Source organism: Spirosoma fluviale (assembly GCF_900230225.1).
In the GTDB taxonomy this organism is placed as follows: domain Bacteria; phylum Bacteroidota; class Bacteroidia; order Cytophagales; family Spirosomataceae; genus Spirosoma; species Spirosoma fluviale.
Window position 1 is genome coordinate 1,401,781 of record NZ_OCNH01000002.1, and the last position, 11,776, is coordinate 1,413,556.

General features: G+C 49.0%; 8 protein-coding genes. 4 read left to right on the plus strand and 4 right to left on the minus strand.

Annotated features, from left to right (window positions below; translation table 11 throughout):
* Window positions 1-178 precede the first annotated feature (178 nt).
* Window positions 179-3,316: a PAS domain-containing protein gene (locus CRO74_RS16135; RefSeq protein ID WP_097127044.1), complete on the minus strand. Its 3,138-nt coding sequence runs from the start codon at window positions 3,314-3,316 to the stop codon at window positions 179-181.
* A 595-nt stretch (window positions 3,317-3,911) separates the two neighbouring features.
* Here CRO74_RS16135 and CRO74_RS16140 point away from each other — a divergent pair.
* On the plus strand, window positions 3,912-5,264 hold the full coding sequence (locus tag CRO74_RS16140) for an amidohydrolase (RefSeq protein ID WP_097127045.1): 1,353 nt from the start codon (window positions 3,912-3,914) through the stop codon (window positions 5,262-5,264).
* Window positions 5,265-5,340: 76 nt separating this feature from the next.
* Here the strand turns inward: CRO74_RS16140 and CRO74_RS16145 are convergent, their stop codons facing one another.
* The 3 genes from CRO74_RS16145 to CRO74_RS16155 form a co-directional block, all read right to left on the minus strand.
* Window positions 5,341-6,147: an SDR family oxidoreductase gene (locus CRO74_RS16145; RefSeq protein ID WP_097127046.1), complete on the minus strand. Its 807-nt coding sequence runs from the start codon at window positions 6,145-6,147 to the stop codon at window positions 5,341-5,343.
* A 6-nt stretch (window positions 6,148-6,153) separates the two neighbouring features.
* On the minus strand, window positions 6,154-7,065 hold the full coding sequence (locus CRO74_RS16150) for a S66 peptidase family protein (protein WP_097127047.1): 912 nt from the start codon (window positions 7,063-7,065) through the stop codon (window positions 6,154-6,156).
* A gap of 61 nt (window positions 7,066-7,126) precedes the next feature.
* Entirely contained in the window at window positions 7,127-8,119 is a 993-nt protein-coding gene (locus CRO74_RS16155) for an ion channel (RefSeq protein WP_097127048.1), read from the minus strand.
* Window positions 8,120-8,230: 111 nt separating this feature from the next.
* On the opposite strand from CRO74_RS16155, the gene CRO74_RS16160 reads away from it, so the two are divergent.
* The 3 genes from CRO74_RS16160 (at window position 8,231) to CRO74_RS16170 (ending at window position 11,772) form a co-directional block, all read left to right on the plus strand.
* Entirely contained in the window at window positions 8,231-9,832 is a 1,602-nt protein-coding gene (locus tag CRO74_RS16160; protein WP_097127049.1) for a Na+/H+ antiporter, read from the plus strand.
* A gap of 186 nt (window positions 9,833-10,018) precedes the next feature.
* Window positions 10,019-11,032 carry a glycosyltransferase family 2 protein gene (locus CRO74_RS16165; protein ID WP_097127050.1) on the plus strand — a complete coding sequence of 338 codons (1,014 nt, stop codon included), beginning with the start codon at window positions 10,019-10,021 and terminating at the stop codon, window positions 11,030-11,032.
* Window positions 10,969-11,772, plus strand: coding sequence for a polysaccharide deacetylase family protein (locus CRO74_RS16170; protein WP_097127051.1), 804 nt, complete (start codon window positions 10,969-10,971; stop codon window positions 11,770-11,772). Before CRO74_RS16165 ends, CRO74_RS16170 begins: the two co-directional genes overlap by 64 nt.
* The last annotated feature ends 4 nt before the right edge of the window (window positions 11,773-11,776 follow it).

An 11,776-nucleotide genomic window follows, 5' to 3' on the forward strand; every position in this document is an offset into this window, starting at 1 on the left:
AATTAGTTATAAGTAAACAATACTAGGTGCTAAAAGGAATTTATTATTTATAAAGTTCAATATTTTATGTATAAATACATATTATGCTTTGTTTATATGTATGTACATGTAAAATTGACTAATTCTACTAATTCGCTCCGTTTTATGTTATTTTATGTAGGCAAATAGGGTCCGGATGCTAGGCAGTTCCGTGTTGGCGAAGTCGGAGGGTAATGGTAAATGTAGTGCCAACTCCCTCTATGCTATTTACATCGAGGAGGCCCTGTTGTAAATTGATGTATTCCTGACAAATGGCTAAACCAAGACCGGTTCCTTTTATGTGCCCCACATTGCCAGCTCTAAAAAATTTGCGAAATAAATGGGGGAGGTCTTTTTGAGGAATCCCAAGCCCTTTATCACTGACGGTTATCGTGACGGCCTGCTGGGCAAACCGGACGGCCAGTATGGGGTTTTTAGTAGAAAACTTAAAGGCATTCGACAACAGATTCGTGAACACATGCATCATCAGTTTTTTGTCGATTCGTACGGGTACTGCCTGGCCGGTTACTTCCAGCTCCACCAGCCGTTTGTCTTCACGACTGGCAAAATTAAGCGACACCAGTTCCTGAATGAGCGCAACAATATTAGTCGACTCCAACTGTGGCCGAACGTTGCCTTCTTCGATTTTACTGATGGTAAGTGTATCGGCAATCAATTCATCCAAAGCCATCACCTGCTTCAGAATCGTATTTGAATGCTTGTTAATCGAGGGGGTAGACGAATGCGGTGGGTTCACATTGGCGTAATGCCTGACTAGTTCGATACTGGAAATAATAGACGCCAGCGGAGTCCGGAACTCATGAGAAGCCGTGGTAATAAACTGTGATTTCAACGCATTCAAGGTTCGTTCCTTCGTCAGTGTTTCCTCCAGAATCTGCTCCTTCTCCATGGCCATTGTGACATCGGTGGCAACTCCGACATGGCGGGTAGGGATACCCTCTTCGTTGTTGATCGTAAACCGGCGGGCACTAAGCCAGCGAATACTGCCGTCGCGGTGGTGAACTCTGAACTGGAGAACACTATCTGTATTGCGGTCGCCAAAGGCAGCGAGTAAACTAGCCCGATCTTCTTCCACAACCACTTTTGTGAATGAAAATGGGTCTGCGTACAGTTCTTCTGCAGACATGCCACTTAATTTTTCACAGGCTGGGTTTACGTACAAAAATCTGAATTTCTGAATATCGCTTATCCAGAAAATTTCGTCCACATTTTCGGCAATTTGGCGGAATCGCTGCTCACTTTCAAGAAGCGCTTGCTCAGCCTTTTTTCGTTCAGTGATGTCGGTCAGGGTGCCGGTGGTGCCGGTTAGTTCGTCCTGCTCATTGACGGTTATCTGCGCAAAAACCTCTACCCAGCGATAGCCACCCTTTTTATGGATGTAACGGATTACATGCCTGTAGTAGGGTTTTTGCCGGGCAATAAGCGGTTCAAAGAGGTCCTGGCTCCGGGCCTGATCTTCGGGCAGTATGTAATTGAGGAATCGAGTGCCTATCGATTCTTCAATGCTAAAACCGGTGATCTCCTGCCAGGCCGGGTTCAGGTAAGTCCATAACCCTCCGGTATCTGTCTGAAAAACGACCTCCTGCATGGTATCAACCAGCGTTCGGTACCGGCGTTCACTTTCCTGAAGGGCATACTGCGATTGCCGCTGCGTTGTTCGGTCCACGACTACCCCAACCATACGCTGGACAGAATCACAGTCACTATGCAGACGAAGACCATCTACCACGAGAAAATGGATTGACTTTGTGGTGGGTAGAACAACGCGGAATTCGAGGTTAAACCGTTTCCTGCCCCGTTTAACCTCCTCTGTACACGCGTGAACATGGTCTAAATCGTCGGGGTGTACAAAGGATATCGCTTCGTTGATCCGTTGAAAACAGGGTTGATTGGGGAGATTGAAGTACGTGTAAAAATCGGCTTCCAGCTCAAGCTCGTCAGTAAGCAGATTCCATTCCCATATACCCAGTTTTCCGGCTTTGATGGCTAATTCGTTACGTTGCTGAGCATGCAACAGGGCTTCTTCAATCTTCTTTAGATAGGTAATGTCTGTCGTAATATCCACAAAACCCATTAACTCATTCTGCTCGTCGTAAAGCCCGCTTACCGTCGACAGAACCGGAATTCGTTTACCATCTTTCGCAAGGAGAAGATTCTCCCTTCGTAAAAAATTGTGTTTGGTTACGTAAGCGGTCACTATATCTTCACCTGTGAGTGAAAAGTCATCGACGTCGGACTTTAGCTGAGTAATTTGATTTTGGTGGGAAAAAGGATCACGCAGGGCTCCCGGTGTGACTTTGCCGATTAGTTCATTGGCCTGATAACCGGTCAGAGTTTCCAGAGCCGGATTGACCAGTTGAATGATGCCACGCGTATCGGTAGCGGCTATAGCCTGACCGGCATAGGTCAGAATAGCCTGCTGAAGGGCCGATAACTGCTGAACCTGAGCTGTGCGTTCGGCTACCCGTTGCTCCAGTTCCAGGTTGGTTTGCCGGAGTTCTTCTTCAACATCTTTTAGGTGCGTGACATCCTGAATACTCAACAGAACATCTGTGCCCACCTGAAGCATTGAAAAATTACCCCAAAAAGGGCCAGGGTCCAACTCATCGCGCAAATTAAAGTGCTGAGCTTTACCATTCTGGGCCACATCAACCAATCGGTTAAACACGCTGTTTTGCACCAGATGTGGAAATAAACGCAACAGTGAACTACTCAACATGTCTTCCTGACGGAACCCGGTCAGGAGGCAATTTGAGGGGTTACTGATGAGGTAGCGGAAGTCAACGATGTGGCCATCCTGGTAAACAGGCCGCAGGAGGGCTAACGCAATCGGACTATTGTAAATAACCGTTTGTAAAAGCTGGTTGCTTTCAAGTATGGCGGGAGGCTGTGGTTGCGGTATTACTGACGGGCTTGCGCACTCTGCCTGCTCCGGTATTCTTATTTCCTGAAGGTTCACTACAACCTGGCTCTCAAGTCGGGTTAGCGTTAGGGAAAAAAGTCGATTTTCGGCTGGCTGGCTGCATTGACATTCCTGCGAAACACCCGTTTGGAAAACAGTGAGCACCTTTTGAGTAAACTCCGTTTCGGCAATGAAAGGAAGAAACTTACCGATGGGTTGTTGGGTAAACTCAATGGGTGTTCGCCCCAGTAACTCAGCAAATCGGGTGTTAACCAGTTGGTAGTGAAAGATGGTCGTCTTGCCTCTGCGTTTTGGTTTCAGAAAAGCGACTCCCAGCAAAGCGCTATCAAACCATAGCTGTAACATTTTTCTCATGTCAATATTAGGCAATCGAAGCTGGCGAATAATAGATGATCATTATCCGGGCCCTTCCGGACTCTTGACTTGGTTTAAGAATAGATGAGGGTGTGTTGAGAAAAGAGAAAAGTGACTTAATTTTTCTTTATGGTTCTACATTAGAATAAACGTTTACAAACTTAGTAGTAAGTTTAATGAATCAATATAGTTTATGATTATATGAAAAATATAAATTACAAATAACTTACTCTAGCTTCGGTTATACTTGTATTACTATTTATTTGGTTACAAATCTATGTCGTCAGAAACGTATAAGTCGTGATTTAAGACTAACCGACGCGCCCAAATTCGGTGGACCAGTTGCCTACCGCTTCAGGAAAATGCCCGTCTGGTAATGCCATGTGACAAAATTCCATGTATGAAGGGCAAATCCTACGGTATTTTTGTCAATGTTGGTGGCACGATGAAGCATTTAGACGACGATAAGCTACTTTTGTTAGAACATTAGGGACAATAAAACTAAGGCTAAGCCAGCCGGAGTCAATATATCCTACTGGTTTACGTGCGGAATGCCTATTATCCTACAAGTAAAAACCTAAAATCAACTAACTCTATGAATCATCATCAACTTTGTGGTCGCGTGTTACTCCTGGCAGGGCTGTCTGTTCAAACAGCGTTTGCGCAGATGGGAGCACTTACTGCCCGGATGGATAAAACGGCCGAAAGTCTTGAAAAAAAGGTAGTTGCCTGGCGTCGGGATTTTCACCAGCATCCTGAACTAGGCAACCGCGAGTTTCAAACAGCGGCCAAAATTGCCGCCCATCTGCAATCGTTAGGCATGGAGGTTAAAACGGGCGTTGGCAAAACCGGGGTGGTTGGTTTACTAAAGGGCGGGAAACCAGGCCCTGTCGTTGCTCTGCGTGCCGATATGGATGGGTTGCCCGTTACGGAACGCGTTGATCTACCGTTCAAATCAGAAGCCCGGACCGAATACAATGGTCAGCAAACGGGTATCATGCATGCCTGCGGACACGATAGCCATGTCGCGATGCTTATGGGGGCCGCCGAGGTATTGGCTTCAGTTAAAAATGACCTGCGCGGTACAGTTAAGTTTATTTTCCAACCCGCCGAAGAAGGCGCACCCGCTGGTGAAGAAGGGGGCGCTTATCTGATGATTAAGGAAGGCGTTCTCGAAAACCCTAAAGTAGATGCCATTTTTGGTCTGCACATTAATTCGCAGACCGAAGTGGGTACGATTAAGTACCGCCCCGGTGCAACTATGGCCGCTGTGGATGAGTATGCGATCAAAATTAAAGGCAAGCAGACCCACGGAGCCGCTCCCTGGTCGGGGGTAGATCCTATTGTGACTGCCGCTCAGGTTGTTATGGGCCTGCAGACGATTGTGAGCCGGAATGTTACCCTTACCGACAATGCCGCCGTTGTGACTGTTGGGGCTTTGCACAGCGGAATCCGGCAGAATATCATACCGGAAGAAGCCAACATGATTGGTACCATCCGGACGTTCAGCCCCGAAGCGCAGATGCTGGTTCATCGACGCATCAACGAGATTGCCACTAACATTGCCGAAAGTGCCGGTGCCAAAGCCGATGTGAAAATCAATGTCATGTATCCGGTTACGTACAACGACCCCAAGCTGACCGACCAGATGGCCCCAACGCTCGAAGCACTGGCCGGAAAAAACAATGTTCGATTAACGCCCGCACAAACCGGTGCCGAAGACTTCTCGTTCTTTCAGCAAAAAGTACCCGGATTTTTCTACTTCCTGGGGGGCATGACCAAAGGTAAAAAAGTAGAAGAGGTTGCTCCACACCATACGCCCGACTTTCAGATTGATGAGGCTTGTTTTGTGTTGGGCATGAAATCACTCTGCCACCTGACGGTCGATTATATGGAACTCGCCAACAAAGGCGTCGCCGTTAAAGAACTCACCGCGAGCGGGAAATAGTAAATAGATGAAGTAATAAACTGGTGTAGTTGTTAAGCCATTAGGGCACGTTTGCCTGCTTAACAACTACACCAATTTATTGCTCCACCGGTCGATTACGCAAAATCCGGGAAAGCAAACTTGGGAAAAACCGCTTGAGGTAAATGGCATAGGTTTCTTTGCCGCCTATGTATAGTTCTTCTTTCTCCTGGGAAACTGCTCGCAACAGTCGCCGGGCAAATTCAGTAGCGGGCATTCCCTTTTCCTGATTCTCATCCATCTGGCCGTGTGGCTGGCCATTGGCTCCGAGGGCATGTACCGAAATGGGGGTACGTATATAACCGGGGCATACCAAAGTGACCCGCAGGCCCGCATCAAATGTTTCGGCACGGAGCGAATCAAAAAAACCATGCAGGGCATGCTTGCTGGCGCAATAGCCGGATCGTTGCTTGGTGGCCAGTTTACCCGCAACGCTGCTCGTTACCACAAAATGACCGCTGCCCTGAACCAGCATGAGCGGTAAAACAGCTTTGGTAAGGGCAACGACGCCAAAAAAGTTAATGTCCATGATGCGCTGATATACGGAGAAGTCGGTATCTGCTACCGAACTCCGCTGCGTAATACCGGCGTTCTGAAAAACGTAGTCGATTCGGCCAAACCGCTGTTGGACAGCCTCTACAGCCGGAGCCATGTCGTCCGGACGGCTCATATCCAAGGGTAATATGAGCAGATCGGATGCCGATAATCCGGTTTGTTTGGCTACCCGTTCCAATTCCTCTTTCCGCCGGGCCGACAGGATTAATTTAACACCTTTATGACGGGCTATTTCCAGAACAAGAGCTTCGCCAATGCCAGAAGAGGCACCGGTAATCCAGACAACAGCCTCAGAGAAGAGAATGGGCATGATCGCTTACAGGTTAAAATTCAGGACGGCTGATTCCGGTTGAACGACTAACTCAACTAGTTTTCCAATAGGAAGGGCCAGGTTATAATCGACGTGTCCGGCCGGGAAGTCGAAGAGAACAGGGTAGTTGTAGGCCGCAACCGTATCGGCAATGATTTCGTAGGCACCTTTGCCAAACGGCAGGGACAGATTGCCACGCATGTCCGTAAACTGGCCTACCACCAGACCCGCCAACTCGGCCAGTCGCCCGGACCGCTGGAACTGCCTCATCATACGATCGAGGGAGAAGAGCGTTTCGTCAATATCTTCAATGAAGAGAATCTTGCCGCTATAGTCCAGGTCGGTGGGCGTACTAAACGAATTGGTAAGCATAGTCAGGTTTCCGCCTACCAGCGTACCCGTAGCCTGCCCCTGCCGGTTGAGGAGGTGCGCCGGTGTTTCATAATAGGCCGGATACTTACCAAATAGCCACTGCCGTACCGATTCCAGCGATTCGGCCCGGCTGGGATCGCCAAATTGCCGGGGCATGAGGCCATGCAGGCTTACCAGATTATAATTGGTCAGTAAACTGAGCAGCACCGTAACGTCGCTAAAGCCGACCAGCCATTTGGGATTAGCCGTCAGGCCCGATAAGTCGAGACCATCGGCAATACGGTAGCAGCCATAGCCACCGCGAGCGGCAAAGACGGCCCGCACGGACGGGTTATCGAAAAGCTGTTGCAGGTCGTTCCGGCGCAGGTCGTCCGAACCGGCAAAAGGGCCGTCGACAGCCTGTAAGCTAGCCCCTTCAATAACGTTAAGTTGCCAGTCTTCGCGCAGAATACGGAGTCCTTCAGCCAACTCCTCATACGGAAACCAACTGGCTGGTGAAACAACACCGACGGTATCGCCGGGGGAAAGAAAAGGAGGTAAAATCACGTTACGGTAATTGATTTGTCGTTAATGGTATTATCGCATTCGGGGCTTCCTGAACACACGGTTAGTTTAACGGGGCTTCCTGAACGTCATCCAGTTTATTTAAATCCAGTTTCACCGGCATTCCCTCCGTTCCATCGAACATGGGCCGGAACTTATAGCCCCAGAGTACTTCATTGAAGCGGTATGAAAATCGAGTGTGTACACTTTGAACAAAGGTGTCGTCGAGAGCCTGCAAAGAAATCAGAAATTCGGCGTCTGAACGTTCAAGCTCTTCCGGTGTGCAGCCGTACAATGGACTTTTCTCGGTAATGGGGTGAACAATTGTCCAGTTAGTTGGGAAGAACGCTACTTTGCTCCGTTCCAGACTAAGGCCGTAATATTTCCGATACAGCGAGCCGTCGGCGCCGGGTTCCAGCCGCGATAATGACACGCTCACGTCTAGGTTGACAAGCTGGTTGCTCCTGGTATTTATGATTCGGAACATCCAGCCGTTAACGTCCAGGTAAGGCGCCAACACGGCTTGTTTAGAAAAGCGGATATGGGCTACCGAGCGCGAGAAACGCCCGTAAAGCAAACCCGTTGCCAGCGCAAACGCCAGCAGGCCAACCATCGATTCAAAGGCTGCAATAGAACTGGTCAGGAAACTATCCGGCGCAATATGGCCGTAGCCTACCGTCGTGAGCGTTTGCGAACTGAAGAAAAAGCATTTCCAGAATGGACCATATAGGGCCTTCTCACTGGCTGCTTGTAACGTATCGGGACCAGCCAGCATATAGACCCCCGCGAAGAAGGTATTGGCCGTTACATAAAAGACCACCAGCCAGCCCATGAACTGTAACCAGCCCATAGTGATGAGCCGATTATATACATTTAGCCGGTCCCAAAGGGTGCCATTGACACGAACAATGTTAAACGTACCGTCCTGATTAACAAGTCGGGAACGGGAATCTGTTAACTTGGTGCCGAAACCAATGTCGTCACGTCGTACTTCCTGCTCAACTAAATTACTGTCTTTGGCTGTTTGGTTGAAAAGACGTTGGTTTGCCGTATTCATTCTCGTTTATTCGCTGGCGTGTGTGATGAAAGGGGCTGGTAAACAAAGTTATCGCAAATTTGCCCGGCTCTTCATCGCTCAACCTGAATAATTCCTCATTCTACTCACGATATGCACCCAATTGAAACGATTACCGGTTTACTGGGCATCACGACATTACTGGCTGTCGTTGCCCGGCGTTTACGAATCTCTTACCCCATTCTGTTAGTTCTTACGGGACTGTTGATTGGCTGGATACCTGGCCTGCCTCCCGTCATTTTATCGCCCGATGTCGTTTTTCTTATTTTTCTACCTCCCTTGCTATACGCTGCCGCCTGGCAGATCGATAATGTTGAATTAAAGTTATACAGTCGTTCGGTATCGTTTCTGGCCGTTGGATTGGTGTTATTTACCTCCACTGTGGTAGCCCTGGTTGCCATCATGTTCATTCCGGGGTTTTCATTGGCGCAGGGCTATCTGTTGGGAGCCATCATTGCGCCCCCCGATGCAGTAGCGGCATCGTCCGTAACCAAAGGACTCAACATCCCCAAGCGTATCACCACAGTGCTGGAAGGGGAGAGCCTGGTGAACGACGCCAGTAGTCTGATTATCTACCGCTATGGACTGGTGGCTATCCTGACCAGTCAGTTCGTTTTGTGGAAGGCGGGTCTTCAGTTTATTGGTATTGCGCTGGCCAGTGGCGCACTAGGACTGGTTATTGGCTGGGTGATGCTTCGGGTCCATAAGGCCATTAGCCGGGATACCGTCACTAATACGGCCGTAACGCTGCTCATTCCGTATGGCTCTTACCTGATTGCCGAGCAATTTCATCTTTCCGGTGTGCTGGTTGTGGTAACGGTGGGGTTGTTTATTTCGGCTCGCAGCGGACAGGTGTTTACGTATGAAAGTCGGTTGCAGACCAATTCAGTGTGGGCGGTTATGGTCTTTCTGCTCAACGGTCTGGTCTTCATCCTGATAGGTTTGCAGTTGCCTACTATTGTGTCTGAATTAAATGGCTATACGTTAACGCAGGCACTCAACTATGCGCTGCTCATCAGTGTCGTGGCTATTGTATGTCGGATCATCTGGGTTTTTCCGGGCGCTTATCTACCCCGCTGGTTCAGTGCCCGCATTCGGAAGCGCGAAGTCAAACCTCGCTGGCAGCAGGTGGCGGTAGTAAGCTGGGCGGGTATGCGGGGCGTTGTATCTCTGGCCGGTGCGCTGGCGTTACCCCTGACACTGCCCAACGGTCAGCCCTTTCCTGGGCGAGATTTAATCCTGTTCATTACGTTTGGTGTTATCTTTTGCACCCTGGTATTTCAGGGGCTTACCCTGCCCGTATTAATTGATGAACTGGGCGTGCGGGAAAAGATTGATGAGAAAAAAGAAGAACGAAAGCTGCGGCAGAAAATGGCTCTACAGGCGATTACCCACCTGGAAGCCAATCACTCGGCAGGGTCAGTACATGATGATGTGCTGAACTATGTAAAGAACACCTACGAACTGCGCATCAATGAACTGAACGGGATGCTTCGGGCTACCAACGTGTCGGAGCGCCCCGCCGAACTGTATCAGCAGGCAATTCGGCTTCAGTTAGAGCTCCTGACAATTGAACGGACTGTACTGAGCGAGCAACGGAAAGATAGCCAGCTGGACGATGATATACTTCGAAAAATAGAGCAGGAGCTAGATTTAGAAGCAGCCCGTCTTTCTCTGGTACAACCGGAAAAATGAAACTATAACGATAATGTTATATTTAAAATATGCTAGTATATAGGCCTTTATGGGTATATGGCTAAACGGACATTTATTTAGGATTAAAATTATCTCACTGACGTTTAGTAATTAAGTATAAATACTTAATTTGGTCGGAATTTTAAGGGGATCTGCCCGTAACAGACCTTAACGATAGTGAATAATATGAAATTTTATTCTGGTATGATTAGTCTCGTCGTACCCGCTTTTAACGAAGAAGAGAACTTGTCCGTGCTGGTGCATCGGCTGATGGCCGTCATGAACCAATACGAATCCTACGAAATTCTGATTGTCGACGACGGTAGTTCTGACCAAACCCGCCATGTACTTCGGCAATTAAGTCAGGCTTATTCTGTTGTGCGCTTTATCTCCTTCTCGCGTAATTTTGGCCATCAAATGGCGTTGCGGGCGGGCTACGACAACGCTCATGGTGAAGCCGTTATTTGCCTGGATGCCGATCTTCAGCATCCGCCCGAGTTGATTCCGACCCTGATTGAAAAGTGGCGCGAAGGCTATGAAGTTGTTTATACCGTTCGTCAGGCTGATCCTAAACTATCGTGGTTTAAGCGTACCACCTCCAAATACTTTTACCAGTTGCTGCGTAATGTCTCCAACTTGAAAATTGAGGACGGCGCAGCCGATTTCCGGCTCCTCGACCGGAAAGTGGTCGACACACTTAAGCAGTTTAAAGAAAATGATCTGTTCTTACGCGGAGCTATTTCGTGGGTGGGTTTCCGGCAGTGCCGTATCCTCTACGAACCAGCCGCCCGCTATGCCGGTCGGTCGAAGTATTCATTTCGGAAAATGCTGCAACTGGCAGCTATGGGGATTACGTCCTTCTCGACGCGTCCGCTTTATTTGTCTGTCCTGCTGGGGTTCACCATGTTCCTGATGGCCGGGTTGTTCGGTGCAGAAACGTTGTATGAGCACTTTTTTACGGATGCCACGGTTTCCGGCTGGACAACGCTGGTGTTGCTGATGGTACTGATCGGGGGCGTACAGTTCATTATGATTGGGATCATCGGCGTATATTTGGGCAAAACGTTTGTAGAGGTGAAAGGCCGCCCCGCCTACATTATTGGTGATACGAGCGAGATTGAGGAAAGCGTAACGACATGGCAAGCTCCGGTAAAAAATCAGGATCAACTTCAGGAAATATATTATTCACCGTTGACGTAGAGGAATTCGACACGGCTGTTGAGTTCGGGCATGACATTCCGCTCAGCGAACAGATAGCCGTGTCAACAAAGGGCTTGCGCCTGCTGGCTGAACGATTCGACGCCCTCGGTACACCTACTACGCTGTTTACAACGGCCAACTACGCGCTTCACGAACCTGAATTAATCAGGAAACTTGCCGGTAAGCACGAAATAGCTTCCCACGGCTATTTTCACACCACCTTCGAGCCAGCCGATCTGCTAAAGTCCCGGCTGGCGCTCGAAAAACTGCTCAATAGACCGGTAACCGGCTTCCGGCGCGCACGAATGGGCTTTGTTGATCCCGTCGATGTGCAGCAGGCGGGTTATCAGTATAATTCATCGTTACACCCAACTTGGCTGCCCGGTCGGTATAATCACTGGGGTGAGCCGCGTTGTCCGTTTCAGGAAGCGGGTGTCTGGCAAATTCCGGCATCGGTTACCCCGACGCTGCGGCTGCCCCTGTTTTGGCTAAGCCTGAAAAACTTTCCCTTCGCCTATTACAAACAGTTGTGCCGCCAAACCTTGCGAACAGATGGGTTTCTGAACCTGTATGTTCATCCGTGGGAGTTTACGGATTTGGCGGGTTATGAAAAAATTCCGGGTTATGTCCGCCGACACTCACGGGATGAACTCCTCGACCGGGTCGAAAATCTGCTTCGTTATTTAAAACAACACGGCGATTTCAGGACAATGGGCGACTTTGTCCAACATCTTCAGTAAGTTA